The 25,314-nt window shown below is 73.6% G+C and carries 27 protein-coding genes; 9 read left to right on the top strand and 18 right to left on the bottom strand.

Annotated elements, in window-relative coordinates:
- Nucleotide 1: 1 nt before the first annotated feature.
- On the top strand, nucleotides 2-862 hold the full coding sequence (locus tag ACQP26_RS05560; RefSeq protein WP_433495122.1) for an AraC family transcriptional regulator: 861 nt from the start codon (nucleotides 2-4) through the stop codon (nucleotides 860-862).
- Here the strand turns inward: ACQP26_RS05560 and ACQP26_RS05555 are convergent.
- Both ACQP26_RS05555 and ACQP26_RS05550 read right to left on the bottom strand, forming a co-directional pair.
- On the bottom strand, nucleotides 859-2,064 hold the full coding sequence (locus ACQP26_RS05555) for an aminoglycoside phosphotransferase family protein (protein ID WP_433495121.1): 1,206 nt from the start codon (nucleotides 2,062-2,064) through the stop codon (nucleotides 859-861). The two genes, ACQP26_RS05560 and ACQP26_RS05555, sit on opposite strands and share 4 nt — an antisense overlap.
- A 149-nt stretch (nucleotides 2,065-2,213) precedes the next feature.
- A complete protein-coding gene (locus ACQP26_RS05550) occupies nucleotides 2,214-2,384 on the bottom strand; it encodes a hypothetical protein (RefSeq protein WP_433495120.1) in 171 nt (56 codons plus the stop codon).
- Nucleotides 2,385-2,429: 45 nt separating this feature from the next.
- Between ACQP26_RS05550 and ACQP26_RS05545 the strand changes: the two genes are divergently transcribed.
- The gene (locus ACQP26_RS05545; RefSeq protein WP_433495119.1) at nucleotides 2,430-2,744 is read left to right on the top strand and encodes a hypothetical protein; all 315 of its coding nucleotides are present in this window, start codon (nucleotides 2,430-2,432) and stop codon (nucleotides 2,742-2,744) included.
- Nucleotides 2,745-2,750: 6 nt separating this feature from the next.
- On the opposite strand, the gene ACQP26_RS05540 is transcribed toward ACQP26_RS05545, so the two are convergent.
- Nucleotides 2,751-3,905: a hypothetical protein gene (locus tag ACQP26_RS05540; protein ID WP_269701925.1), complete on the bottom strand. Its 1,155-nt coding sequence runs from the start codon at nucleotides 3,903-3,905 to the stop codon at nucleotides 2,751-2,753.
- Between the two features lie 266 nt (nucleotides 3,906-4,171).
- On the opposite strand from ACQP26_RS05540, the gene ACQP26_RS05535 reads away from it, so the two are divergent.
- Both ACQP26_RS05535 and ACQP26_RS05530 read left to right on the top strand, forming a co-directional pair.
- The gene (locus ACQP26_RS05535; protein WP_433495118.1) at nucleotides 4,172-5,713 is read left to right on the top strand and encodes a gluconokinase; all 1,542 of its coding nucleotides are present in this window, start codon (nucleotides 4,172-4,174) and stop codon (nucleotides 5,711-5,713) included.
- A gap of 22 nt (nucleotides 5,714-5,735) precedes the next feature.
- Nucleotides 5,736-7,244, top strand: a complete 1,509-nt coding sequence (locus ACQP26_RS05530) for an SLC13 family permease (protein WP_433495117.1) — start codon at nucleotides 5,736-5,738, stop codon at nucleotides 7,242-7,244.
- Between the two features lie 4 nt (nucleotides 7,245-7,248).
- Here ACQP26_RS05530 and ACQP26_RS05525 read toward each other — a convergent pair whose 3' ends face one another.
- The 6 genes from ACQP26_RS05525 to ACQP26_RS05500 form a co-directional block, all read right to left on the bottom strand.
- Nucleotides 7,249-7,533, bottom strand: coding sequence for a putative quinol monooxygenase (locus ACQP26_RS05525; protein WP_091418876.1), 285 nt, complete (start codon nucleotides 7,531-7,533; stop codon nucleotides 7,249-7,251).
- Nucleotides 7,534-7,559: 26 nt separating this feature from the next.
- Nucleotides 7,560-8,318, bottom strand: a complete 759-nt coding sequence (locus ACQP26_RS05520) for a MerR family transcriptional regulator (protein WP_433495116.1) — start codon at nucleotides 8,316-8,318, stop codon at nucleotides 7,560-7,562.
- A gap of 49 nt (nucleotides 8,319-8,367) precedes the next feature.
- Nucleotides 8,368-9,003 (bottom strand): hypothetical protein, encoded by a 636-nt coding sequence (locus tag ACQP26_RS05515; RefSeq protein WP_269701932.1) that lies wholly within the window; start codon nucleotides 9,001-9,003, stop codon nucleotides 8,368-8,370.
- 76 nt (nucleotides 9,004-9,079) lie between these two features.
- Nucleotides 9,080-9,712: a hypothetical protein gene (locus ACQP26_RS05510; protein ID WP_269701933.1), complete on the bottom strand. Its 633-nt coding sequence runs from the start codon at nucleotides 9,710-9,712 to the stop codon at nucleotides 9,080-9,082.
- A 128-nt stretch (nucleotides 9,713-9,840) separates the two neighbouring features.
- Nucleotides 9,841-12,120, bottom strand: coding sequence for a putative bifunctional diguanylate cyclase/phosphodiesterase (locus tag ACQP26_RS05505; protein ID WP_269701934.1), 2,280 nt, complete (start codon nucleotides 12,118-12,120; stop codon nucleotides 9,841-9,843).
- Between the two features lie 129 nt (nucleotides 12,121-12,249).
- A complete protein-coding gene (locus ACQP26_RS05500; protein WP_433495115.1) occupies nucleotides 12,250-12,747 on the bottom strand; it encodes an ArsR/SmtB family transcription factor in 498 nt (165 codons plus the stop codon).
- A gap of 77 nt (nucleotides 12,748-12,824) precedes the next feature.
- Here ACQP26_RS05500 and ACQP26_RS05495 point away from each other — a divergent pair, with 77 nt between their 5' ends.
- Nucleotides 12,825-13,778, top strand: coding sequence for a S41 family peptidase (locus ACQP26_RS05495; RefSeq protein WP_433495114.1), 954 nt, complete (start codon nucleotides 12,825-12,827; stop codon nucleotides 13,776-13,778).
- Nucleotides 13,779-13,788: 10 nt separating this feature from the next.
- Here the strand turns inward: ACQP26_RS05495 and ACQP26_RS05490 are convergent, their stop codons facing one another.
- From ACQP26_RS05490 to ACQP26_RS05455, 8 genes are all read right to left on the bottom strand, one after another.
- Nucleotides 13,789-15,294, bottom strand: coding sequence for a hypothetical protein (locus ACQP26_RS05490; RefSeq protein ID WP_433495113.1), 1,506 nt, complete (start codon nucleotides 15,292-15,294; stop codon nucleotides 13,789-13,791).
- Nucleotides 15,295-15,331: 37 nt separating this feature from the next.
- A complete protein-coding gene (locus tag ACQP26_RS05485; protein ID WP_269701941.1) occupies nucleotides 15,332-16,402 on the bottom strand; it encodes a hypothetical protein in 1,071 nt (356 codons plus the stop codon).
- Nucleotides 16,403-16,474: 72 nt separating this feature from the next.
- Nucleotides 16,475-16,651: a hypothetical protein gene (locus ACQP26_RS05480; RefSeq protein ID WP_433495112.1), complete on the bottom strand. Its 177-nt coding sequence runs from the start codon at nucleotides 16,649-16,651 to the stop codon at nucleotides 16,475-16,477.
- Between the two features lie 2 nt (nucleotides 16,652-16,653).
- Nucleotides 16,654-16,887 carry a zinc-ribbon domain-containing protein gene (locus ACQP26_RS05475; RefSeq protein WP_269701945.1) on the bottom strand — a complete coding sequence of 78 codons (234 nt, stop codon included), beginning with the start codon at nucleotides 16,885-16,887 and terminating at the stop codon, nucleotides 16,654-16,656.
- A 78-nt stretch (nucleotides 16,888-16,965) separates the two neighbouring features.
- On the bottom strand, nucleotides 16,966-17,793 hold the full coding sequence (locus ACQP26_RS05470) for an SRPBCC family protein (protein ID WP_269701947.1): 828 nt from the start codon (nucleotides 17,791-17,793) through the stop codon (nucleotides 16,966-16,968).
- Entirely contained in the window at nucleotides 17,786-18,346 is a 561-nt protein-coding gene (locus tag ACQP26_RS05465) for a winged helix-turn-helix domain-containing protein (RefSeq protein ID WP_269701949.1), read from the bottom strand. Before ACQP26_RS05465 ends, ACQP26_RS05470 begins: the two co-directional genes overlap by 8 nt.
- A gap of 91 nt (nucleotides 18,347-18,437) precedes the next feature.
- Nucleotides 18,438-19,781, bottom strand: a complete 1,344-nt coding sequence (locus ACQP26_RS05460; RefSeq protein WP_269701950.1) for a class I SAM-dependent methyltransferase — start codon at nucleotides 19,779-19,781, stop codon at nucleotides 18,438-18,440.
- Nucleotides 19,778-21,163 carry an FAD-binding oxidoreductase gene (locus ACQP26_RS05455; protein WP_269701951.1) on the bottom strand — a complete coding sequence of 462 codons (1,386 nt, stop codon included), beginning with the start codon at nucleotides 21,161-21,163 and terminating at the stop codon, nucleotides 19,778-19,780. The genes ACQP26_RS05460 and ACQP26_RS05455 overlap by 4 nt, the downstream gene beginning before the upstream one ends.
- A 91-nt stretch (nucleotides 21,164-21,254) precedes the next feature.
- Between ACQP26_RS05455 and ACQP26_RS05450 the strand changes: the two genes are divergently transcribed.
- From ACQP26_RS05450 to ACQP26_RS05440, 3 genes are read left to right on the top strand one after another with little or no spacing between them, the layout of a single operon-like run.
- Complete coding sequence (locus ACQP26_RS05450) at nucleotides 21,255-21,725, top strand: aminoacyl-tRNA deacylase (RefSeq protein WP_433495111.1); 471 nt, start codon at nucleotides 21,255-21,257, stop codon at nucleotides 21,723-21,725.
- Between the two features lie 40 nt (nucleotides 21,726-21,765).
- Nucleotides 21,766-22,050, top strand: a complete 285-nt coding sequence (locus ACQP26_RS05445; RefSeq protein WP_269701955.1) for a DUF427 domain-containing protein — start codon at nucleotides 21,766-21,768, stop codon at nucleotides 22,048-22,050.
- A gap of 58 nt (nucleotides 22,051-22,108) precedes the next feature.
- Nucleotides 22,109-22,834 carry an RICIN domain-containing protein gene (locus ACQP26_RS05440; RefSeq protein ID WP_433495110.1) on the top strand — a complete coding sequence of 242 codons (726 nt, stop codon included), beginning with the start codon at nucleotides 22,109-22,111 and terminating at the stop codon, nucleotides 22,832-22,834.
- Between the two features lie 27 nt (nucleotides 22,835-22,861).
- Here the strand turns inward: ACQP26_RS05440 and ACQP26_RS05435 are convergent, their stop codons facing one another.
- Nucleotides 22,862-24,160 carry an MFS transporter gene (locus ACQP26_RS05435; protein WP_433495109.1) on the bottom strand — a complete coding sequence of 433 codons (1,299 nt, stop codon included), beginning with the start codon at nucleotides 24,158-24,160 and terminating at the stop codon, nucleotides 22,862-22,864.
- 70 nt (nucleotides 24,161-24,230) lie between these two features.
- Here ACQP26_RS05435 and ACQP26_RS05430 point away from each other — a divergent pair, with 70 nt between their 5' ends.
- Nucleotides 24,231-25,301, top strand: a complete 1,071-nt coding sequence (locus tag ACQP26_RS05430) for a GlxA family transcriptional regulator (protein ID WP_433495108.1) — start codon at nucleotides 24,231-24,233, stop codon at nucleotides 25,299-25,301.
- Nucleotides 25,302-25,314: the final 13 nt, after the last annotated feature.

The following is a 25,314-nucleotide window of genomic DNA, read 5'->3' as shown; positions in this document are numbered from 1 at the left end:
GGTGCTGGATCGGCTCAACGCCGCGCTGGACCACCTCGAACAGCGGCTCGACCAGCCGCTCGACGTGGCCGCGCTGGCCCGGGTAGCGGGCGTGTCGGAACACCACTTCGGCCGGCTGTTCTCGGCGCTGGCCGGGCTGCCGCTGTCGGAGTACGTGCGCCGTCGCCGGATGACGCTGGCGGGCGCCGACGTGCTCGCCGGCCGGGAGTCGCTGCTCGACGTGGCGGTCCGCTGGGGGTACGGCTCGAACGAGGCGTTCGCCCGCGCGTTCCGGGCCGTACACGGTGTCGGGCCGACGCAGGCCCGGCAGGCCGGTGTGGTGCTGCGGTCCCAGCCCCGGATGTCCTTCCGGCTCGTCGTCGAAGGGAACACCAGCATGGACTACCGGATCGTGACCAAGGACGCCTTCCGGCTCGCCGGGTTGACGGCGCGGGTGCCGCTCGTGCACGAGGGGATGAACCCGCACATCGTGGCGTTCGTCAGGGGCATCGACCCGGCCACCGTACGCCGCATCGAGGCGCTGTCCGACCAGGAGCCGCACGGCATCGTCAACGTCAGCGCCGAGCTGGCCGGTGCCCGTGACGAGGGCGCCGAGCTGGACTACTGGTACGCGGCGGTCACCGGCGCGGACGTGCCGGACGACCTGCGCAGCCTGCCGGTCGATGCCGGTGACTGGGCGGTGTTCTCCAGTTCCGGCGCGTTCCCGGTGGCGGTGCAACACCTGTGGCGGGCCGTGTTCACGTCCTGGTTCCCGTCCAACCCGTACGAGACCCGGCCGGGGCCGGAGATCTCGCGGGTGCGGGTCGCCGAGGACGGCGGCACCGCCGACGCGGAGCTGTGGATCCCGGTGCGCCGGGTCTAGGGTCCCGCCGCCGCTCGCGCCAGCGCGGCCGGCACGTCGTGTACGTGGTACGGATGTTCGCCCGGCTCGATCGCGGCGAGGAACATCGCGTACACGGCGGCCAGCCGCAGCGGCGCGACCGGTCGCAGCAGGTCGACCGCCCGGGGCGGGTCGCTGCCCGGCACGTCGACGCGCCAGCGCCGCGCCCACGCGTCGACCAGCCGGGCGGCGGCGTCCGCGTCGAGATCCTCGGTGAGGCGCAGGATGTCGAAGGCGGGATGGCCGACGAACGAGTCCGCCCAGTCGATCACCGTCCGGTGCCCGTCGTCGCCGCGGACGTTGCCGGGGTGCAGGTCGCCGTGCACGAGCGTGTCCGGCAGGCCGCAGTCGCCGACCTGCCGCAACCGCCGGTCGAGCCCGTCGAGCAGATCCGCGGCGGCCGACACGTCGTACCCGGCGAGCCGCTCGTGGATCCAGTCCGCCAGCCGCGCCCCGCGCAGGTCGGGCACCCCGGCCGCGAGCAGCTCGCCGACCACCCCGCACGCCCGCCACTGCACCGAATGATGCTCGGCTGCGACGGCGGCCCGCTCGCCTTCCCCGGCCCCGTACCGGTCCGCGCCCGGCACGTCCGCCAGCAGCATCCGCCCCTCCCCGTCGGCGGCGAGCACCACGGGCCCGTTGATCAAGGAGTTCGTGCCAACAGGGAAGGCCAGGACCGTGGGCTCGTGGCGGGCGAACGGGGGGAGCTGCTTCAGCCACGCCGGGCCCCGATCGGTGTCCAGGCGCCAGATGGCGGAGAGGTTCCAGGTGCGCTGCTGCGCCACCGCCGTCACCCGGCGGCCGAGCCGGCGCAGCTCGCCGGTCGCCCAGGCGACGCTGCGGGCCGGGCCGCCGGCCTCCGCCCACCGCTGGCGCAGCGGATGCGGCGCGAGGTCGACAGCCACCGGTTCCAGGGGTACGCCAAGCGCGTCCACGGCCGGTTCCAGGGGTACGCCGGGCGCGTCGACGACCTGCGCCAGGTAGCGGACATGGCCGCCCGGCGGCGCGGGACGGTCGGCGCCGAGCAGCCGCAACACGGCGACCTCCAGACCGTGGCGCTGCCGGACGGCGTCGACGATCGAAGCGACCTCCTGCCACCACGGCTCCGGCACGGCGAACGGCGGCAGCGCGCCGAGCGGGCGGCCGGCGGAGTCGAGCAGGACCAGCGACACGGTGCGGGACACGGCCGGACGGTATCCGGGCACCCCTACGGGAGGCGAGCGGATTGATCGGGGTCGGGTTCGGGACCGCTCCCCGATGTCAGGGGCGCGGGTGCCCGGAACGCTGAGGCGATGAGCCTTTCGATTCCCGCACCCGTCCCGCGTACCAGTGGTTACGTCCGGTCGCCGCGACGTCGGCGGCGCTGCTGCTCGGCTACGGCCTGCTGCGCCTGCTCGACCGCCTGGACGGGCACAGCGACAAGGGCGCCTGGGCGTGGAACACCGGCCACACCCTGTTCCTGCTCGGCGTCCTCGGCTTCGCCGCGCTGATCGTCGGGCTGCACGGTCTGCTGCGTACCCGGTCGTCGCGGTTGCGGACGCTCGACGACGTGGCAGCGCTGGCCGGCCTGGTCGGCGCCGCCGCGTTCGTCTGGGTGATCCTCGGTGACCTGTTCCCGAGCTTCGCCGACGCGGTGCGCACCCCCGGCCTGGTGTTGTTCGGCGGGCCGCTGCTGTTCGAGGTGGGCCTGCTGGTGCTGCTGTACCGGGCGGCGGCGGCCCGGCTGCTGCCGGTGTGGGCGCCGGTGCTGGTGCTGGCCGGGTTCCTGGCGATCGCGGTGAACCTCGACCTGCTGCCGGTGGGCGCCGCGCTGGTGCTGGCCGGGCTGCTGCCGCTGCGCGTCACCCCGCGCCCGGTGGCCTGACCGGCGTCACCGCCAGACGGTACGGCGGAACCCCTTGTGACCGGCGCACACGTCGCGCTGGCCGCCGGTGCGGCTGACCGAGCCGTCGCGGCACTGCACCAGCCAGCCGCGGTCGGACCAGAACCCGGGTACGCACTCGAACCAGTCGCAGACCTTCGCGGCCGGCCTGCGGATCCGCTGGCCGCCGCAGAAGTCGTACCCGAAGGGGTTCGCCGGGGCGCCGCAGCGGCGCTCGACCGGCGGCTGCGGCGTGCCGCGCGGCGGCGCGGGGCGGGCGCGGGACGGCTCGGGACTGGTCGTGGGCCGGACCTGGACGGCGGGCGCGACATGCGGCGGCGCGGGGGTGCCGGTGGCCGCCGGGGTCGCGGCGGCGGCGCGCTCGGAGCCGGCCCGGGTGGGGGGATTGGACTCGACGAGCATCGCCGGCACGATCAGTGCGAGCGCCGCGCCGACAGCCACCGTCCGCCGCCCGCCGGGCACCAGCGCGGTGATGCGGGCCTGGGCCGGGGTGAGCACGGCCGGACGTTCGGGCCGCGCCGCGGTGTGCTCCGCGATCAGCTCGTCCAGTTCGGCCACGACCGCGGCGCGCTGCTCGATCGCGTCGGCGAACGCCAGCGTGAGCGTGAACCGGAAGTCGGCCGCCGCGCCGGTGGGCAGCAGCAACCCGGAGGTACGCCGCCGGTCCAGCACCTGGATCAGGGTGACCGGCGCGCCGGGGTCGTGGGACAGGCCGGTCATCCGGCCGTACGCCCAGTCGCGCCGGCCGCGTCCGCCGAGCAGCACCAGACGCCGGTTGGTGAGCACGGCGAGCCCGGCGTCGACCACCTTGACGCCCTCGGGGCGGCGAGGGCGCAGCACGGGCGGGTCGGGGTCGACTGTCAGTTCGGGGGCCGGCAGCACGGCGGTGTGCCGCACCTCCACCAGTTGTGCGGCCGGGAGCGCCCAGAAGACCACCTCGCCGGGGGCCAGCTCCATCGGCAGGCCGACACCCGCCTGGGCCGAGCCGTGGAAGGACACCGCGAGCGTACGCAGGCGGCGCAGCTCGTCGTCGCGGCGTCGCCACGCCTCGTCGGCCGCACGGAAGACCCGCTGCCGCCGCTCGTTCTGTCGGTGCGCCCACCGGTACCGCCATGTGGAACCCGTCGAATCAGTCTTCGCCACGCCGACTCCTCCGCCGCGCGAGCCCACCAATCGGGGTGTCATTCATGTCAACGGTGCGGCAGGGGTACCAAGACACGCGAAAGTCGCCAATTAGACCGATCGGCTGATTGACCGACACAATCAGCGGAAACTCCCGCGTCGATTCACGTTCCGTGCCACCGGCTCCCGGCGGTCCCGCTTCGTCATGCGGGCGGGTGGCCACGTCGGTAACGTCAGCCGCAACGGTGGGCCGGACCGCGCCCCCCGGGCGGCGAGGAGGTGCACCGGTGGGCGACCCGGCCGTGGTGGTGGGAGTGGACATCGGCACCACCAGTTCCAAGGCCGTCGCGTTCGACACCACCGGCCGGCAACTGGCCAGCCACTCGATCGGCTACCCCCTGGAGGAGCCGAACCCGGGCTGGGCCGAGCAGGACCCGGACCTGATCTACCAGGCCGTCCTCGGCGTGATCCGTGCGGTGGTCGACGAGCTGGGCCGGCCGATCGCCGGCCTGTCGTTCAGCACCGCGATGCACAGCCTGATCGGGCTGGACGCCGACGGCACCCCGCTGACCCCGTCGATCACCTGGGCCGACTCCCGGGCCAGCGCGCAGGCCGAGCGCCTGCGGGCCGCGCCGTCCGGGCTCGCCCTGCACCGGCGTACCGGCACCCCGGTGCACCCGATGGCGCCGCTGCCGAAGCTGGTGTGGTTCGCCGAGCAGGAACCGAAACTGCACGAGCGGGTCGCGCACTGGGTCGGCATCAAGGACCTCGTGCTGCGGCGGCTCGCGGACGCGCTCGTCACCGACCACTCGGTCGCGTCCGCCACCGGCCTGATGGACATCCACCGGCTGGCCTGGGACGCCGAGGCGCTCCGCGTCGCCGGCATCACCGAGGAGCAGCTCCCCCAGCTCGTACCCACCACCCACGTGCTGCCGGGGCTCACCGCCCAGGCGGCGCGCGCGACCGGGCTGCCGGCGGACACCCCGCTGGTGGTGGGCGCCGGCGACGGTCCGCTGGCCAACCTGGGCCTCGGCGCGGTGCGCCCCGGCGTGGTGGCCTGCTCGATCGGCACCAGCGGCGCGATGCGGGTGATGGTGGAACGCCCCGGCGTGGACCCGCTCGGCGGCGTGTTCTGCTACGCGCTCACCGAGGACCGCTGGGTGGTCGGCGGCGCCATCAACAACGGCGGGATCGTCCTCCAGTGGGCGAACGACGCGCTCGCCCCCGAACTGGGCGAGCACGCCGAGGAGGAACTGCTCGACCTGGCCGCCACGGCGCCGGTCGGCTCCGGCGGGCTGATCATGCTGCCGTACCTGCTGAGCGAGCGGGCGCCGCACTGGAGCGCGCTGCCCCGCGGCGCGTACGTCGGGCTGACCCACGGACACGGCCGGCCGCACCTCGTCCGGGCCGCGCTGGAGGGCGTCTGTCAGCAGCTCGCGCTGGTCCTCGCCTCGGTCCGGGCGGCCGGCAACGAGGTACGCGAGGTCCGCGCCAGCGGCGGCTTCGCCCGCAGCGCGCTGTGGCGGCAGATCCTCGCCGACGCGCTCGGCATGCCGGTGCGGTTCCCCGCCGGGCACGAGGGTTCCGGCTTCGGCGCGGCGCTGCTCGGCATGCAGGCGCTCGGCCTCATCGAATCGATCGAGGTCGCTGCCGACCTGGTCCGGATCGAGGAGACGGTCCGCCCGGATCCCGCCTCCGCCGCCACGTACGCGGCACTGCTCCCCCTCTTCTCCGAGCTGTACGACGCGCTCGTACCCACGTTCGCGTCCCTGCGGCGGATGGCGCCGAGCCTGCCGCCGGAACCACCACCCACCGCACCACCCCGCTGATCGACCGAAGGGCGTGATAGCCGTGGTCACACTGCTCGCCGCACCCGCGGAACCGCTCACGAACGCCGGTGACACCCAGCTCGTCCTCGCGGCCCTGCTGGGCATCGCCGCGGTGGTGCTGCTCATCGCGTGGGGGAAGGTGCACCCGTTCCTGTCGCTGATCCTCGGCGCCGCGGTGCTCGGCGTGGTCGCCGCCGTACCCGTCGACAAGATCGTCACGTCGTTCAGCGGCGGGGTCGGCTCCACAGTGGGTGGCGTGGGCCTGCTGATCGCGCTCGGCGCGATGATCGGCGGTCTGCTGGCCGAGTCCGGCGGCGCGGACGGCATCGTCGAACGGGTGGTCGGCCGGGTCTCCGGCACCGCGCTGCCCTGGGCGATGGCCGGCGTGGCCGCGCTCATCGGCCTGCCGCTGTTCTTCGAGGTCGGCGTGGTGCTGCTGGTGCCGATCGTGCTGCTCGTCTCGCTGCGGGTGAACGTCCCACTGATGAAGATCGGCATTCCCGCGCTCGCCGGCCTGTCGGTGCTGCACGGCCTGGTGCCGCCGCACCCCGGGCCGCTGGTGGCGATCGACGCGCTCGGCGCCAACCTGGGTCAGACGCTCGCGCTGGGCCTGCTGGTGGCGATCCCCACGGTGATCATCGCCGGTCCGGTCTTCGGCAACTTCATCGCCCGGTACGTGCCGGCCGCCGCCCCGGCGGAGCTGCTGCCGACCCGGCGCGACGCCGACGACCGCAGCCCGACCCGGCCCGGCGACGGCCGGCTCGACGCCGACGGCGACCTGGTCACCGAGGACGACCTGGTCAACCCGGGCGCCGGACGGCCCGGCGGCGCGATCGACGAGCCGCTCGGACGGCGCTCGCGCCGCGCGCCGGCGCTGTGGGCGGCGGTGGTCACGGTGCTGCTGCCGGTGGTGCTGATGCTGCTGCGGGCGATCGGTGAGCTGACACTCGCCGAGGACACCGCCGGCCGCAAGGCGCTGGACATCGTCGGCACCCCGATCATCGCCCTGCTCGCCGGCGTCATCTTCGCCATGATCTTCCTGGGCTACCGGTCCGGCTTCAGCCGTAGCCAGGTCTCCGGTTTCCTCGGCGGCTCGCTGCCGCCGATCGCCGGCATCCTGCTGATCGTCGCCGCCGGCGGCGGCTTCAAGCAGGTACTCGTCGACGCCGGCGTGGGCGACCTGGTCGCGAACGCCGCCGACGGCGCGAATCTCTCGCCGCTGCTGCTCGGCTGGCTGGTGGCGGTCGGCATCCGGGTCGCCACCGGCTCGGCCACCGTCGCCACCATCACCGCCGCCGGCATCGTGGCGCCGCTGGCCGGCACGCTCGCCGGCCCCGAGGTGGCGTTGCTGGCACTGGCCATCGGCTGCGGGTCGCTGTTCTTCTCCCACGTCAACGACGCCGGCTTCTGGCTGGTGAAGGAGTACTTCGGGCTGACCGTCGGGCAGACCATCAAGAGCTGGTCGGTGATGGAGACCATCATCTCGGTGGTCGGTTTCCTCGGCGTCCTGCTGCTCGACGTCTTCATCTAGCGGGTCAGGGAGCCTCGACGCCGGAGATGCGGAACTTGTGCACCTCGGCGCCGAGGATCTCCGTCACCTGCTCGGCCTCCGGGCCGGAGCCCCGGAACGCCAGCAACTGCTCGTCGGACTCCCACCGTTCGTAGACGTTGATCCGGCCCGGCTCGACCAGGTCGGCGCTGACCGCGAAGTCCACGCAGCCGGGCGCGGCGCGGGCCGCGCGGACGGCGGCCTCGCAGGACGCCAGATAGGCGTCCCGCCGGGCCGGATCGACGTAGAGGGTGCCGGCGACGATGAGCATGCCGGCCATCCTGCCACGGACCCCCGTCAGGACCGGGTGATCGCGTTGGCGTGGATCGCCTCGTTCAGGTACGCGGCCATCCCGGGCCGCAGCGTCTCGAAGTACGCGGTGAACCGCGGGTCCGCCACGTACATGTCCGCCAGGCCGGTGTGGATCTCGTACGAGCAGTCGTACCACCACTTCGTGATGAGCTGCCGGTGCTCCTCGGCGAGCGCCATCGCCTCCGGCCCGTCAGCGGGCGCGCCCGATTCCATGAGCGCGGCGAACCGCCGCCCCCAGTCCTCGTTCTCCGCCTTGTTGCGCAGCCAGTCCTCCTTCGAGTAGCGGCCCGCGCGCTCCTGCGACTGCCGGTACGCCTCGGTGTCGCCCCAGCGCTGCTCCGCCTCCTCGGCGTGCTCGTCCGGGTCGAAGTCACCGAACACCTCGAACCGCTCCTCCGGCGTCAACTGGATCCCCAACGTCCTCGCCTCCATCGCGTGTTCGATCGCCGCGACCATCTCCTGGAGCTTCCCGATCCGCCCGGACAGCAACTCGTGCTGCCGGCGCAGGTGCGCCACCGGGTCGGCGTCCGGATCGTCCAGGATCTCGGCGATCTCCTCCAGCGGGAACCCCAGCTCGCGGTAGTACCGGATGAGCTGCAACCGGTCCAGGTCCGCCTCGTCGTAGCGGCGGTAGCCCGCCGGCGTGCGCCCGCTCGGCCGCAGCAGCCCGATCTCGTCGTAGTGGTGCAGCGTCCGGACCGTCACCCGGGCCGCCCGCGCCACCTGGCCCACCGTGTACGCCATGGTTCCCTCCCTTCCGCGACAAAGACTCCCGCCTCCCGCTGCGTGAGGGTCAAGCCGGAGATGCGTACTCCGTCAAGTACTCGGCGTCGCCGACGACGAACTCGCCGTACCCGAACCGGTCGCCGAGCGCGACGAGCCGCTCGTACTGGCTGCGTCGCATCGGCCAGGTGCAGTTCCGAGCGATGCGCAGGCACCAGCGGAGGGCCAGATCTGGCGAACAGGACCGGTTGCACCGGAGGAGAGCGTCCCGCAGCGCCCCGCCGGGATCCCGCGCGTCCGGCAGACCGTCCGTCAGCGCCTCGATCTCGCCAGCGACGGCATCGGCCAGGCTCTGGTCCTGCGCCGATTCCGGCTCCGCACCGCCCGGACCGTGCCGGGAGAGCCAGTCGTCGCACTCCCGGACGATCGTGGCGAACCAGTCCGGCCCGGACGGCCATGTGCCGTCCGGGCCGAACGAGAAGGTGTGGTCCGATCCGATGTACCACAGCAGTTCGACCTCGGCGGGCCTGAGCCCTGTACGCATCAGGAAGGCGTCGCTGCGAAGCGCCCGCACCTCACGCGGGTCCGTCTCCGGGCCGAGGAGCCGGCCCAGGAGGTCCAAGGGCGTGCCCTCATATCGCCAGTCCTGGTGGAAACGACCGACGAAGCCGGTCAGACCGAAGTCGAAGCTCGAAACGGAGGTCATCGGTTCCCTTTCTCAGGGGACACGCCGGAGGGGCCTCCCGCGATAGCGGAAGGCCCCTCCGAAATCAGCTCCCGGGTCAGGCGCTGACCTTATCCTTCTCCGGGGCGGCGAAGGTCGCGTTCGGCGGGGTGCGGACGGCGTGCACCAGACCGGCGGCGGAGAGCAGCAGGAGCAGGCCCGCGCCGAGGTACATGGCCAGGGCGCCCTGCTCGGCCTTGCGGCCGAACTCGCTGAAGCCGTACGAGGTGAGCAGCAGGCCCCGCAGCGTCTCACCCTTGAACACGGTCTCCCGCTGTGCGGTTACCTCGGCGAGCTGCTTCTGCAGGTCGGCCAGGTTGGCGGCGTTGCTCTGCTCGGCCTGGGCCACCTGCTCGCGCAACGCGGTCTGCGGCTCGCCCAGGTCGGCGTAGGTCTTGCCACCGGCCATGTTCTTCAGGTGCAGGCCGATGTACTCGTTGGCGTAGCACTCGGCCTGCTTGCCGGTGGTCATCTTCTGGCCGGCGTACTCGCGCAGGCAGTCCGACTTCTTCTCCTCGTCGGAGAGCTTGTCCGCCGGGGTGAAGGTGATGTTCTGCTCGCCGAGCTGGCTGCGTACGTAGTCGTTGGCGAAGTTGGCGTTCGTCGTCAGGACGACGCCGACGACGAGCAGCAGGACCGCCAGGCCAAATCCACCGATGCTGAACAGCAGGTCGAGCGTCCGTCGCTTCATATCAAACTCCCGTGTGGAGACGTCTTCATCCGTTTACGAGGAATATCATGACCGCGGCGCATCGCCCCTGAGCAGGGTCGAACCCCCTGTCCCGTCCGGGACCTTCGGCCCCCGTGTACCCGGGCCGGTCAGCGCTGCGCGCCCGCTCCGGACAGCGCGGGAAGCAGGTCCGGCAGGGCGGCCGGGCGGCCGTACCGCCAGCCCTGACCCTGCCGGCAGCCGATCGCGGTGACCGCCGCGTGCTGCGCGACCGTCTCCACCCCCTCGGCCACCACAGCCAGGTCGAACGCGCCGGCCAGCCGGTTCACCATCTCCACCGTGGCGTACGCACGGGCGTCATCGGCGTCCAGCCGGGACACGAACGACCTGTCGATCTTCAACTCGGTGGCCGGGATGCGGTGCAGGTAGCTCAGCGAGGAGTACCCGGTGCCGAAGTCGTCGATGGCGATGCGGACACCGAGGTCGCGCAGCTGGGACAGCCGGTCGAGCACCGAGTCGCTGCCCTCGATCAGCGCCGACTCGGTGAGTTCCAGGGTGAGCGCGCGAGGCGGCAGACCGGCCGCGCCGACCGCGCCGGTGACGGTGGCGATCAGGTCCGGCCGGCACAGGTGGGCGGCGGCGATGTTCACCGCGACTGTCACGTCGGGCGCGTGCTCCCGCCAGGTGGCCGCGGCCCGGCACGCCTCGTGGATGACCCACCTGTCGATGGCCACGATCAGCCCGGTCTCCTCGGCCAGCGGCAGGAACCGCGCCGGGGTGAGCACACCCAGCCGGGGATGCCGCCAGCGCACCAGCGCCTCGGCGCTGCGTACCGTGCCCGTGTCGAGGTCGACGATGGGCTGGAACTCCATCAGCAACTGGCCCTCGTCCACCGCGCGCCGCAGGTCGGCGATCAGCTCGGCCCGGCTGACCGCCGACTCCCGCAGTTCCGGCGTGCACGTGCGGTACACGGCCTTGCCGGCCGCCTTCGCCGCGTACATGGCGATGTCGGCGTCGCGGAGCAGGTCGGTGTGCGAGGTGTGCTGCGGCCCGTACTCGGCGATGCCGATGCTCGCCGACGGGTGGACGCCGAGATCCTCCTCGCCGGGCAGCGGTTCCAGAGCGGCCAGCAGCCGGACCGCGAGCCGCTCCGGTGACACCTGGCGCTCCCCGGCCACCAGCACCGCGAACTCGTCGCCGCCGAGCCGGGCGATCATCCCGTCCGGGCCGACCGCGTCCCGCATGCGCTCGGCGGTGACGGTCAGCAGGCGGTCCCCGGCGGCGTGCCCGAACCTGTCGTTCACCTGTTTGAAGCCGTCCAGGTCGAGCAGCACCACGGCGACGGGGCCGCCGGCGCGCAACGCCCGCCGCAGCCGCCGGACGAACGTCAGCCGGTTGGGCAGGCCGGTGAGCTGGTCGGAGTACGCGAGCCGGCGCAGCCGGCCGACCAGTCGCAGGTTCTCGTTCGCGGCCAGCCCCTGGCGCAGCGCCAGCACGCCGAGCAGGCCCATCATGCCGACGAAGACCACCTGCGGGGTCTGCCCGCTGGGCTGCCGGGACAGCAGGACCGCGACGATCGCGCCGCCCACCGGCAGGTACGGCAACGCGACCCGCCACCAGGGCGGCAGCGGCGAGTCGACCACGTCGTCCTCGCCGTCCTCCTCGGACCGGGGCGGATAGCGGGTGGCCAGGCCGACCAGCAGGTAGCTCAGCGGCCAGCAGACGTCGACCGGATGACCGGGCGTGTAGTCACCGCGTGCCACCAGGGAGACGTAGACGGCGTCCGCGCCGGACCGGATCGCCAGCCCCGCCCCGATCACGGTGAGCGCCCGCCACATCGGCCGGGCCGGGCCGGCGACCGCTACCAGGATGGTGAGCTGCATCAGGTCGAACATCGGGTAGAGCAGCCCGAACGTCCGCATCGGGTCGGCCAGCCCGGCGTCGGTGATCCGGTGGAACACCACCACCCAGCCGATCGGGATGAGAGCCAGCCCGACGATCACCCCGTCGAGCACCGTGCGGGCCCGGCCGATCACGCTGCGCGGGCCGGTACGGGAGCAGAGCAGCGCGCCGGTGCCGGTGACGATGCCGGCGGCGAACAGGCCCGCCACCAGCGGAGTGTGGGGCAGGCCGAGCCCGCCGAGCCGTTCCACCGTCCACACCGCACGGCCGAGCGCGGCGAGCATCATGGTGGCGGCCAGCAGTTCCCAGAACCGGCGCAACGTGGCCGGCTGCCGTCGCGCCGCGCCGACGCAGAGAACCGCCGCCCAACTCGACACCGCCATCGCGCCGACGTCGCTCACGAGCGCCGCGCCCGGCAGCCGGGCGGCCAGCCAGACCATCTCCCCGAGTACGACGACAGCGGCCGCGACAAGTCCGACACGGCCGACGAGCGGATGACGGGCCGGCGCCGCGGCGGCGAGGCTCACGTCGTGCTGGGATACAACGATGCGCTCCGGCTCTCTTCCAGACGTGCACCCTCGACGACGAGGACCGGACGACGGACGGCGCAAGCCTAGCCAGCGCCGGGGACTGCCGCCAGACTCGACGACTGTCGGTCAGCGGACCGCAGGCGGGTGCCGGTAGAGGGAGACCAGGACGCCGTAGCGCGCCTGTCCCGGCGGCGCCTCCTCCGCCGCGCCCACGAGTTCGTCCAGCGTGGACCGCAGGCGCCGGGCCTGGGCCGGGGTGAGCCGCAGGTGCCGCAGGTGTACGAGCGGGTCGGGGTCGCCGGCGAGTTCCTCGGCGTACGCGCCCAGCAGGGCCGCGGTGGCGCCCGCGTCGGTGTCGGCGCCGACGAGGCGGCGGAACGTGCGTTCGTGGTAGCGCTCGGTGCCGCCCCGGACCTGGCGGCTGTGCGCCGGGCGGACCATGCCGGCCTCGGTCAGCACCCCGAGGTGGTGGGCCACCGTGCCCTTCGCCGCACCGAGGCGGGTGGCGAGCTGGCTGAGCGTGGCGGGACCGGCCCCGAGCGCGAACAGCAGCCGGTGCCGGAACGGGTGGGCCAGCGCCTTGAACTGGGCCGGTTCGCGGATCTCCAGCGGATCGTCGGTCACCGTGAAAGCGTCTAGTTCTCTTGACGCTTTGTCAACCGCCTGCTCTACTGCCCATCATCGCGAGAACGGGGGAGCCGATGCGTCCGGACGAGATCACGAGCATCGTCGAGCGGGCCGCTGGCCTGGTCGCCGACGAGTACGTCCTTCCCGACGTCGCCGACCGGGTCGCCGGCCACCTGCGCGAGCGCCTGCGCGCCGGGGCGTACGCCGGGGCGGACGATCCCGCCACGCTCGGCGCGCTCGTCACCGCCGACCTCCAGTCGGCCAACGGCGACCTGCACCTGCGGCTCAAGCACCACGAACAGCCCCTGTCCGACAAGGCCGACGACCCGACCGGGGAGCACTTCGCGCGACTTGCCGCGCTCGGCATGGGCGGCGTGACCCGGGTGCAACGGCTACCGGGCAACGTCGGGCTGCTGGAGATCCAGCCGTACGTTTTCCCGCCCGACCTGGCCGGCGACGCGCTGACCGCCGCGCTGCGGCTGCTCGCCGGCACCGACGCGCTCCTGCTCGACCTGCGCGGCACCGAGGGCGGCAGCCCGGACGGGGTGGCGCTGATCTGCGGCTGGTTCTTCGCCGAGCCGACGCACCTGCACACCATGCACGAGCGCTCCGGCGCCACCCGCCAGTTCTTCAGCGCCGCCTGGCTGCCGGTCCCCCGGTACGCCCCGGACAAGCCGGTCCACGTGCTCACCGGTCCGGCCACGTTCTCCGGTGGCGAGGAACTGGCGTACGACCTTCAGCAGTTCGGCCGGGCCACAGTGGTCGGTGAGCCCACCCGGGGTGGCGCGCATCCCCGGATCGGGCACCGGCTGCACCCGCATCTGGAACTGACGGTGCCGGTGGCCCGGCCCGTGCACGCGGCGAGCGGCACCAACTGGGAGGGCTGCGGCGTCGCCCCGGACGTCGCGACCCCTGTCGACCGGGCGCGCGACGTCGCGTACCGCCGGAGCCTGGAAGCGCTGCTGGCGGCGGACCCGGACCGGCCGACGGCGGCCGAGGCGCGGACGGCCCTCGCCGCCCTGGGCTGAGCCACGCGGGTCAGGACCAGTCCTCCGCCGGGGCCGGGTCCGACGGCGCGGCGGCCGTGCCGGGCGGTCCGCCGTGCGTCCACGGCGTCTCCTCCGGCGCCGGGAACGCGCCACCCGGCAGGAACCCGTCGGACAGGCTGGTCAGGCAGATCCGCTCGCCCACCTCGGGGACGCTGCCCGGGGGCGCGGTCAGCCCCCGGCCCATCCCGCCGGACAGCTCCAGCACCACCTCGGTCTTGCCGTCGCCGCCGGGCGTCACGAACACGACAGTCGCCTTCTGCGCCGGGCGGGCCGGGGAGTACAGCGTCGCGCCCACCGGCATCGGCACCGGCTCGGTGGTGACCACCTGGATGCGCGGGCGCAGCACCGGGCGCCTGCCGGAGTCGTCCACCCGCGCCGGATCGGCCAGCGTCACCTCACCCACGAACGCCTCCCCGGACAGCCGGTGCTCGGCCATCACCAGCGGATCGTCGTAGGCGCGCTGCACCGCCCACGCGGTCGACGCCCGTTCCAGCCGTTGCAACCGCAGCGCCGCCGCCACCGCGCCGTCGCGCCTCGGCTGCGGACCGCCCCCGGCGTCGACGTGCTCGGCGTGCGCGGTGAACGCGTCCCGGTCACCGGCCCACCGGCCGGTCACCCGCGCGCCGGCCGGCAGCGTCCGCAACAGGCCGACGCCGCGCCACATCAGCTCCCAGGTGGGCGCGAGCTGGTCCCGCAACAGACCGGCGAGCTCGTCGTACGCGGCCGCGCGCCCGACCGGGTCGTCCTCGGCCCGGGTGTACGCCTCGATCGCCGGGGCGAGCCGCCGGTTGTCGAAGTCCGGGTCGGTCGCCGGACCGGCAGGTGGGCAGTGTTCCGGGTCCTCGGCGCGGGCCGCCGCCTCGGCACCGGTCATCCCCGGAGGCGGGTCGAGCCAGCCCAGCACCGCCGGCAGATGCAGATCCTCCACCACGCTCTGCCCGGTCGCCCAGTGCAGCGTCAGCGCGTCGGTCAGCGCCAGCAACGCCGACGAGCCGGGCTGCTCGGCGCGCTCGGCGAAGAACGTCAGCCAGCGGCCCAGCAGCGGCACCGACGGGTGCACCGGATAGTCCCCGTCGGTGCGGCGGAACCGGGTCGAGCGGCCGAACAGCCGCAGGAACGTGATCCCGGCCGGGTTCGGCACCAGCAGTTGCGGCGCGTCCACGTACCGGTGGCGGACGTCGCGACCGCGGTCCACCGGCACCGCCTCGGTCAGGTCGCGGAACTCGTCCAGGTACGGCAGCACGATCCCGGCCAGCTCGGCGGCGAACGCGAACCGCTCGTCCCGGTTGCGCGGCTGCGGCACCACGAGCAACCGGGCCTCGTCGGGAGCGGCACCCACCATCGCCGCCAGCGGGGCGTTCGCCTCACCTGCGAGCGCGAGCGGCACCACCACCAGCGGCCGATCCGACAGGTGCAGGTGGCGAACAGTGGCCACCGGCTGGGCCCGCCCGGCGGCGACCGCCTGCGCCCGGGCGAGCGCGCGAAGCGTACTCATGCGGGGTGTCCGGCGAGGGCGTCGGCGCGCAGCGTACTCATGCGGTCTGCCCGGCGAGGGCGTCGGCGCGCAGGCGCGCGGCGGCCCGCAGCAGCGCGGCGGCCTCCGCCTGCCCCGGCTCGGGCGCGGCCACGCCCTCGGCGAGCGCCAGCACGTCGGCGACCTCCTCGACGCCGCCCAGCGCCTCGCGGACCGGCCGGCCCAGCGCGCCGGTCTGCCCGCGCGCCTCGTGCCGGCAGAAGTACGCCAGCTCGCAGGCGGCCAGGCAGTCCGGCGCGTAGCGCGCGGGTACCTGGTGCAGCGCGGCGGCGAGCGTGGCCGGATCGGCCGCCGGGTCGACGGTGAACCCGGCCGGTACGGCGGCGAGCAGCTCCTCGACCCGGGCCATCCGGGCCAGCTGGCGGCGCAGCACCAGCAGTTGCCGGCGCACGTCCAGCAGGCTGGCCACCGGCCGGTTGGCGAAGTCACGCGGGCAGACCAGCACCACCTCGTGCGACACCAGCTCCGGGTCGCGTCCCTCGGCGGCGAGCAGCTCGCGCAGCGCCAGCACGTAGACGGCGGACTGGATCGCGGCGGCGGCCACCTTGCCCGGGTCGGCCTGCCCGTCGATCACCGGGAACGACTTGATCTCCACGACGTGGAACCGGCCGGCCAGCCGCGCCGCGACCAGGTCCGGTTCCAGGTGCACCCGGGTACCCGCCACGTCCAGGCCGAGCAGCGGATGGTCGAACAACGCCGGGCCGTCGCCGCTCGCGGTCAGCGCCGCCCGGGACCGCTCCGGCCGGTCCGCGTCCGCACCGAGATCGGTCCAGGTGGCATCCGCCGGGACCGGTACGCCGAGCCGCTCCGCGACCAGGCGCAGCAGTTCCTTCCCGCCGTCGGCCTTGACCTGGGCCTCGAAGGCGTTGCCCCGGGTGATCGCGAAACGGGACTGGCCGAACCGGGCCGGGAAGCCGAGCCGCTCGGCGAGCGCCGGCTTGTCCGCGCCGGCGCCGTCCAGCACCGCGCGGCGGGTGCAGCCGGGGTTGCCGGTCAGCGCGGCGATGGTACGCGCGTTGTGCCGCCGGGGCGGCTCACCACCCCTGATCCGTGCCAGCCGATCTTCCACCCGATGAAGTGTAAGGAAGGGCCCCTTGTTAACGCCTCCGGTAGAGGAAGGGCCCCTTGTTAACACGGCGCGTCAGCGGTCGGCGGAGCGGTTCCAGGGCGAGCGCGGGGACTGCGCGCCCGCGACGCGACGACGCCGGCGACGATGCCGACGGCCGGGCGTGCAGGGCGGGCGGGCCGCGGTGTGCACCGGTACGGCGACCGGGGTGTCCGGCTGGCGGCCGATCAGCCAGAAGAGGAAACGGGTCACTGTCAGCCGACCGGGAGGCGCTGGGCCTCGGCGCGGGAGATGTCGTACTCGGCGCCGCAGAACGTGCACTGCTGCGCGTACCGGGTGCGCAGCGGGATCAGCGGGATGAAGAAGAGGCTGAACTTGGTGACCCGGCGGGTGATCACCTGGGCGGCCTGGTTGCCGCAGTTGCGGCAGACCTCGGTGACGACGCCGGACCGGACGACCTTGGTCCGCAGCCCGAAGATGAAGAACATCGCCCGGCATTACCCACCCGGGGCCTGTGTTAAAAGGGGCCCCCTCCTCTACCGGAGGCGTTAAGAGGGGGCCCTTCCTTACAGCCAGATGGGCTTCCAGTCGGGCACCTCGTGGAAGCGCCGCAGCTCGGCCCATCCGGCCACGTTGCCGCTCCAGGCCGCGTACGGCGGGTTGCCCTCGTCGAAGCCGGACTGCACGAACGTCAGCTTCGTCCTGCCGTCGGACTCCGCCAGTTCCCAGGACGTCACGCCGACCGGTCCCCAGTCGATGGACATCGCCCGCCCCGGCGTCACGTCGAACACCTTCGCGGCCTCACCGGCGTCGAGGCCGCCCATCGCGTACCGGCCGCCCTCCCAGGGCTCGACTCCGACCGGGTAGCCGAACCAGGCGGTGACCTGCTCGGAGTCGGTGAGCGACGCCCACACCTTGTCCATCGGCGCGTCGATGACCACCTCACCGCGCAGGTCGGCGGAGGTGAAGTCGGTACGCGGCAGCAGCGGCCGGCCGTCCAGGTGGTCGTTGAGATGGGCGATCGCCAGGTACCAGTACGTCTGGAGCACGCCCCGGATGCTGCTGCCGCTCATCGCCTCCTCGTAGTCGAAGTGGCTCTGCCGCAGCGTGAGTATCGTGCCGTCGCCATCGGGCTCCAGTTCGAACTCGGTGGTGGTCTCCACGCCGTCGAGCGTCCACGCGAAGCGCAGTGTCCGGTCGTCGACGTGCAGCAGCCGCTGGTGTGGCGCGTCGCCTTCGGGCGTGTAGCGGCCCCAGAACTCGTACCGCCGGGGCAGCTCGACCTCGGCGTGCTCGGCCAGCCAGACGCGCAGTTCGGCGGGGTCGGTCAGGGCCCGGCGGACTGTGGCCACGGGTGCGGCGAGGCGGGCGCGGATGGTCATCGGCTCACTCATGGGTGTCGCCTTTCGGGTAGCAGGCCACGGCGAGCTTGAAGGCGTCCCCCTCGGCGCCGCCGTAGCGCGTGAACAGGTCCTGCAGCGTCGTCTGCAGGTCGTGCAGGAACTCCTGCCGCCGCTCGGCGGGCACCCGGATCTCGCCGGAGACACCGATGGACGGCAGTTCGGGTGCGGCGCGGTCCAGCGCGGCGATGTCGGCCTGGACCTCCTCCATGAGGTCGAGCAGGTAGCCCAGGCTCAGTTCGTCGCGGGCCCGGCGGGCGCCGCCGATGCGGCCGACGAGGCGGGGCGAGAGCCAGTACGACCGGGCGGCGGCCTGGTAGATGCCCTCGGTGATGCCGCGCACCTGCCGCTGCGCCACCTGCTCGGCCAGCCCGGCCGCGACGAGCTGCTTGACGTGGTAGTAGACGCGCTGCGGCGTCTGCTCCAGCCGGGCCGCGACCTCGGTGCAGGTGCGGGGCTCGGCGAGTTGCCGCAGCACCTCGATGCGCTGCGGCTTGAGCAGGATCTCGGCCTGCTCTCGCTGTTCCAGGTACAGGACGTCTCTCATGGCAAAATCAGTTTGTACGTACAAAACTTCCTTGTCAATGCCTTCGACGAAAGGCCGCGCGGTCCGCGCGGCCTTTCGTGGGTACGTCGCGTCAGGGCGTCCAGTCCGGACGCAGCGGGTACCCGTTCACCCCCTCGGGGCCGTTGTGCGTGGCGAGCACATGGTGCAACTGGATGCCGTTGCGCTCGAACGCCAGCCGGGAGCCCGCCATGTAGAGGCCCCACACCTTCGCGGTGCCCGGCCCGACCTCGCCGACGCAGAAGTCCCAGTGCTCGACCAGGTTGCGGCACCAGCCGGCGAGCGTCAGCGCGTAGTGCTGGCGCAGGTTCTCCTCGTGGTGCACCTCGAACCCGGCATCGTGGATCTCGCTGATCAGCCGGCCCGGACCGGCCAGCTCGCCGTCCGGGAAGACGTACCTGTCGATGAACGCGCCGGAGCGGTGCGGCGCGCGGTTGTCGGCCCGGGTGATGCAGTGGTTGAGCAGCCGCCCGCCGGGCTTGAGCCGCTCGCGCAGCGCACCGAAGTAGGCCGGATAGTTGCGCACCCCGATGTGCTCGGTCAGCCCGATCGAGGAGATCGCGTCGAACTGCTCGCGCGGCGCGTCCCGGTAGTCGAGGTGGCGCACCTCCGCCAGTTCGCTGAGCCCTTCCCGCTCGATCGCGGCGCGCGCCCACTCGGCCTGCGCCTTCGACAGGGTGACGCCGAGCGCCTTGACGCCGTACTCCCGGGCCGCGTGCCGGACCATGCCGCCCCAGCCGCAGCCGACGTCCAGCAGCCGCATCCCCGGCTTGAGCGCCAGCTTGCCGGCGACCAGGTCGTACTTGTTCCGCTGCGCCTCCTCCAGGGTGTCGCCGGGGCTGCGGAAGACCGCGCAGGTGTACGTCATGGACGGCCCGAGCACCTTCTCGTAGAAGGCGTTCGACACGTCGTAGTGGTGGGAGATCGCGCTGCTGTCCCGGGTACGCGAGTGACGCAGGCCGGTCATCAGCCGCCGCCAGCGCGGCGCCGCCTCCTGCGGCGGGGGCGGCGGCGGGCGCAGCCGTTCCCAGCCCAGCCCCCGGACCAGCGCGAGCGCGTCGCTCACCGGCGGGATGCGCAGCGGCACCTCGTCCTTGATCACCCGCAGCGCCTCGTACGGGTCGCCCGGGTGCACCCCCTGCAGCTCCAGGTCGCCGCTGACGTAGGCCCGGGCCATGCCCAGGTCACCCGGCGCGGTGAGCAGGTAGGACAGACCCCGTTCGGTGTGGATCGCCAGGGTGATGCCGGCGTCGGCCGGGCCCACCGCGCTGCCGTCGTAGCCGGTGACCCGGACGGGCAGGTCGCCGGTGGTGACCGCGCGGACCACGTCCGCGACTGTGGGTCCGGTACGCCGCCCGCCCGCCGGCGGGCCGGCCGGGGCGCTCGCCGCCCCCGGTGTTCGGTCGGTCAGACTCATGCTCGGGATACCGCCTTCTCGTACAGTCCGGTGAGTCGGTGGTCCGGGTCGTAGCGGTCCTTCACGGCACGCCAGGTGTCGCCGCCGTAGAGGCGGTCGAACTCGCCCCGGTCGTAGTACGCGTCGGAGTAGAGCGACTTGTGGCCGCCCACCTCCGACACCATGCGCTCGATCTGGCGGTTGACGTCGCCGTCCGCGGCGCCCGCCGCGATGGGCACGCTGCCCCAGAAGCCGATGTTCACATACGTTTCGCCCGGTCGGAGCGGATATAGCGGCCACGCCTTCGCCGACCCGGGACCGGAGGGATCGCGCAGCCGCAGCGGGCACAACCAGACCGGCGTCATGCCCACGTTCGCCGCGAACCAGCGCAGGAACTCGGGCGTGCGGTCCAGCGGGACCTCCACGTCCTGCACCACCCGCTCGCGGGCCGGGCGGCCCCGCCACCTGTCGACCCGGGCGGCCACCTGGTGCCGGTGCTCCAGCCGCACGATCCGGTGGTAGACGTCGCTGCGCCGGTAGCGCCGCGGCCACAGCCGCCGCACCACCGGGTGCTGCACCCCGAACGCCGCCGAGCACCAGAACCAGTCGGTGTCCCAGCGCCAGAGATAGTCGTACGCGGTGAGCGTGTCCCGGGTGCGCCGGCGCAGCGAGCGGTAGTAGATGTCCTGGCCGGTGTAGTCGGACGGGCCGTCGTCGGCCTCGTCGGTGAACGCGCCGAGCACGAGGTACGCCTCGCCGGGGCTGAACACCACCCCGTCCATGGCGTCGACCGGCTCACCGCCCCAGGCGCCCTTGGCGACCACCTCGCCGATCGCGTCGACCAGTTCCTCCAGCCGGGTGAACCGGATGTTGCGCAGCGACACGTACCGGCGGACCGGTTGCAGCTCGATGCGCAGCCGGGTGGCGTAGCCGAGGCTGCCCAGCGAGTTGGGGAAGGCCCGGTGCAGGTCAGCGTGCTCGCCCTGCGGCCGGGTCGTGACGATCTCCCCCGAACCGGTGAGCACGTCCATCTCCCGCACCGACTCGTGCGGCAGGCCGTTGCGGAAGGAGGTGGACTCGATGCCCAGGCCGGTCACCGCCCCGCCCAGGGTGATGGTGCGCAACTGCGGCACGACAAGCGGCATCAGGCCGTGCGGCAGCGTCGCGTCGACCAGATCCTCGTAGGTGCACATGCCCTGCACGTCGGCGGTACGGGCCGCCGGGTCCACAGCGAGCACACCGGTCAGGCCGCTGACGTCCAGGCCGGGCGTACGCGGCGCGGAGCGGGGCCGGAACAGGTTCGAGGTCTGCTTGGCCAGCCGTACGGGTTCCCCGGCGGGCACCGCGGCGTAGGAGCGCCGCAGCGTGTCCACCGCCCGTTCATGATCACGGACAGCGTGCATGAGATCACCTTACGCGCGGGTACGACAATTCGTGGGACGTCCACGGTGGCCTCGCCGACTCGCGGTCGGCTCGCGCGTTACCGTGACCGCCATGGCGAATCCCGCGCTGACCGCTCTCGACCACGCCGGCCTGCCGTACCGGGTGATCCGCCACGGTCCGGTCGCGAGCCTCGCCGAGGCGGCCGCGGCGCGCGGCGTCGAGGTGCCCGACGTGGTCAAGACGATCGTGGTCCGTCGCGGCGAGGGCGACCTGCTGTTCGTGCTCACTCCCGGCGGCCGGGTGATCTCCTGGCCGAAGCTGCGCGCCCTGCTCGGGGTGAGCCGCCTGTCGATGCCCGACGCCGAGGCGGCGAAGGCCGCCACCGGGTACGCGCGCGGCACCATCACGCCGTTCGGCTCCACCACCGCCTGGCCGGTGATCGCCGACGAGCGGCTGCGCGGCCGGGAGATCACGCTCGGCGCGGGCGAGCACGGCCTCGCCGTCGCTGTCGACGCGGACACCGCGCTGGCGGCGCTCGCCGCGACGGTGGCCGACGTGACCGATGAGGAGCCGACGCGTTGAACGGTGGCCGGTACGCGGCCACCGGCATAGCGTGGAGGGCATGCCGAAAGCCGTCTGGAACGACCTCGTCGTCGCCGAGAGCGACGACACCGTGCTGGTCGAGGGCAACCACTACTTCCCCCGTACCGCGCTGCGCGACGACCTGATCCGCCCCTCCGACACCCACACGGTCTGCCCGTGGAAGGGCACGGCCTCGTACTACACGCTCGAACACGGCGGCGCCACCAGCCCGGACGCCGTCTGGTACTACCCCGACCCGAAGCCGGAGGCGGAGATGGTCCGCGACCGGGTGGCGTTCTGGAAGGACGTCCGGGTCGTCGACTGAGTCACCGTGCCGCCGGCTCGACTGGCACCCGGCCGCCCCGGTGGGTCACCATGCTCCCATGGCCGACCCGCACTCCGACCCGTCCGGCACCGTCTACGGCGGCGCCCGCCGCACCCGGCGCGTCCGGGGCGTCCGGCTGCCGCAGGACCCGCTGATGCGGATCGCGCTGGGCGTCGGCGCGACCGGCGTACTCCTCGGGGCCTTCTTCGCCACCGGCGTGCTCGGCGGCGGCGGCGAGCGGCCGGTGGTGCCGGCGGCTGCGGTGCCCACAGCGGCGGCGAGCGAGCCGAGCGCGGAACCGACGGCGGAGCCCACGCCTTCGTCGTCGCCGTCGCCGAGCGCGGCGCCGACCACCCCGGCCGCGCCGGTGGCCACCCCGAAGGTGCTGCGCGGCGTGCCGTCCGGGCGCTGCCTCGGCGTGACCGGCGACGAGGCCGAGGGCGCGCAGGCCGCGCTCGCCGACTGCACCGGCGGGCCGGAGCAGCAGTGGGTGGTCACGCCGGTCACGAATGACACCTATCTGCTCGTGAACGCGGCGAGCAGCAAGTGCCTGGACGTCAACGAGGCGAAGACCGACGACGGCGCGGACGTGCAGCAGTGGTCCTGCAACGGGCAGGCCAACCAGCAGTGGCGGTTCCAGCAGGCCGGTGACGGCGCGGCGCTGCTGGTCGCCGTGCACAGCGGCAAGTGCGCGCAGGTCGACGACGCCGGCACCGAGCCCGGCCGCGAGCTGGAGCAGGCACCGTGCAGCGGCGCACCCGAGCAGCAGTGGGCGGCCGGCTGACCGGTCACCCCCGGTAGCGCCGGCCGGTCACCCCCGGTAGCTCCAGGCCCGCCGGCTCGCGACCACCGGCAGCGTGAACGCGGGCTCGTCGGCGGGACGGCGGCGCAGCAGCAGCGACAGCCCGGCCGCGCCGATCGACAGCGCACCGGCCACGTACCAGGCCATCGCGTAGTCGCCGAGCCGGTCCCGGACCAGGCCGGCGCCGGTGGCCGCGAGCGCGGCACCGAACTGGTGCGCGGCGAACACCCAGCCGAACACCACCGCCCCGGACGCGCCGAACCACTCCCGGCACAGCGCCACCGTCGGCGGGACCGTCGCCACCCAGTCCAGCCCGTAGAAGACGATGAAGACCAGCATGCTCGGCTCGGCCGTACCGGTGAACAGGCTCGGCAGCACCAGCAGCGACGCCCCGCGCAAGGCGTAGTAGGCGCCGAGCAGCAGCCGCGGGTCGACCCGGTCGGTGAGCCAGCCGGAGGCGATCGAGCCGGCGATGTCGAAGATCCCGACCACGGCGAGCAGCCCCGCGGCGGTGGTCTCCGGCATGCCGTGGTCGTGCGCGGCCGGCACGAAGTGCGTACCGACCAGGCCGTTCGTGGTCGCACCGCAGATCGCGAAACCGCCGGCGAGCAGCCAGAACGGCCGCGTCCGCGCGGCGGCGGCGAGCGCGCCGACCGCCCGCGCCGCCGCGCCGCCCTCCGGCCGCGCCGGCGGCACGACCTCGGCCGCGCCGTAGGCGGGCCGCCCCAGGTCCGCCGGATGCTCCCGCAACAACCACACCACAAGGGGTACGACCGCCAGGGCGGCCCCGGCGACGACGAGTGCCGCCGTGCGCCAGCCGTGGTCGCGCACCAGCACCGCCAGCAGCGGGAGGAAGACGAGCTGCCCGGCCGCGCCGCCGGCGGTGAGCACGCCTGTCACCAGGCCCCGGCGCTTGACGAACCAGCGCCCGGTCACCGTCGCCACGAACGCCAGGGCCATCGAGCCGGTGCCCAGCCCGACGAGGACGCCCCAGCACAGCAGGAGCTGCCAGCTCTCGGTCATCCCCACGGTCAGGCCACTGCCGGCGGCCACCAGCATCAGCGCGCCGGCGACCACCCGGCGGATGCCGAACCGGTCCATCAGCGCGGCGGCGAACGGCGCGGTGAGGCCGTACAGCAGCAGGTTGACCGAGACGGCGGCGGAGATGGTCGCCAGCGGCCAGCCGAACTCGGCGTGCAGCGGGTGCAGCAGCACGCCGGGGGTGGCGCGGAAGCCGGCCGCGCCGACGAGCGCCACGAAGGCGACGGCGGCGACGAGCCAGGCCGGATGCAGGCGGGATCGCTTCACCAGCCGAGTCTCGGGCCGGGCGGTCCGTTGGACGAGTGGCCGGAAAGCCAACGTGCGCAATAATCGGGCCATGTCCGTACCGCACCGGATCGCCGTCCTCGCCCTCGACGGGGTGGTGGCGCTCGACCTCGGCACCCCGGCCCAGGTCTTCGGCGCCGCCCGCGCCGACGACCGCACCCCGCTGTACGCGGTGGCGACCTGCACTCCCGGCGGGCAGCCGGTACGCAGCAGCGCCGGATTCCAGGTCCTCCCCGAACACGGCCTGGAACTGCTGGACAGCGCCGACACCGTGATCGTCCCCGGCATCCACACCGGTTCGCCGCTGCTCGACGGCACGCTGGCCGCCGAGGTGACCGACGCGCTGCACGCCGCGTACGCCCGGGGTGCGCGCGTCATGTCCATCTGCACCGGCGCGTTCGTGCTCGCCGCCGCCGGCCTGCTCGACGGCCGCCCGGCCACCACGCACTGGGCGTACGCGCCGCGCTTCCGCCGCCTTCACCCCGGCGTACGGCTCGACCCCGACGTCCTGTTCGTCGACGACGGTCGCGTGCTCACCTCGGCCGGCGTGGCCGCCGGTATCGACCTGTGCCTGCATGTCGTCCGCACCGACCACGGCAGCGCGGTGGCCAACCGGGCGGCCCGGCGCTGCGTGGTCCCGCCGTGGCGCGAGGGTGGGCAGGCCCAGTACATCGAGCGGCCGGTCCCCCGCGGCACCGACAACGGCACCGCCGCGACCCGCGAGTGGGCGCGGCAACGGTTGCACGAACCGGTGGCGCTGCGCGAGATGGCGGCGCACGCACGGATGAGCGTCCGCACGTTCACCCGGCACTTCCGCTCCGAGACCGGCCTCAGTCCGGCGCAGTGGCTGCTCCAGCAGCGCACCGAGTACGCGCGGGTGCTGCTGGAGACGACTGATCTGAGCGTCGACCGGATCGCCCGGGACGCGGGTTTCGGCACCACCGCCGCGCTGCGCCAGCACTTCCACACCCGGGTCGGCGTGGCGCCCACCGCCTACCGCCGCACGTTCCGTCACCCTTCCCCGGCGGCGTCTCCCGCCCCGCGCTCCACCTCCGCCGATCTTGGAGTTGTGGCGCCCGGAAGGCCGGACGTGTCGGAGATGTCCACCACCACAACTCCTTGATCGACGGTCGGGC

Origin of the sequence: Micromonospora sp. CA-248089, from assembly GCF_050948515.1 — a bacterium.
In the GTDB taxonomy this organism is placed as follows: Bacteria; Actinomycetota; Actinomycetes; order Mycobacteriales; family Micromonosporaceae; genus Micromonospora.
Note: the sequence above shows the minus strand (reverse complement) of the source record. Positions and strands in the feature narration are given on the sequence as shown.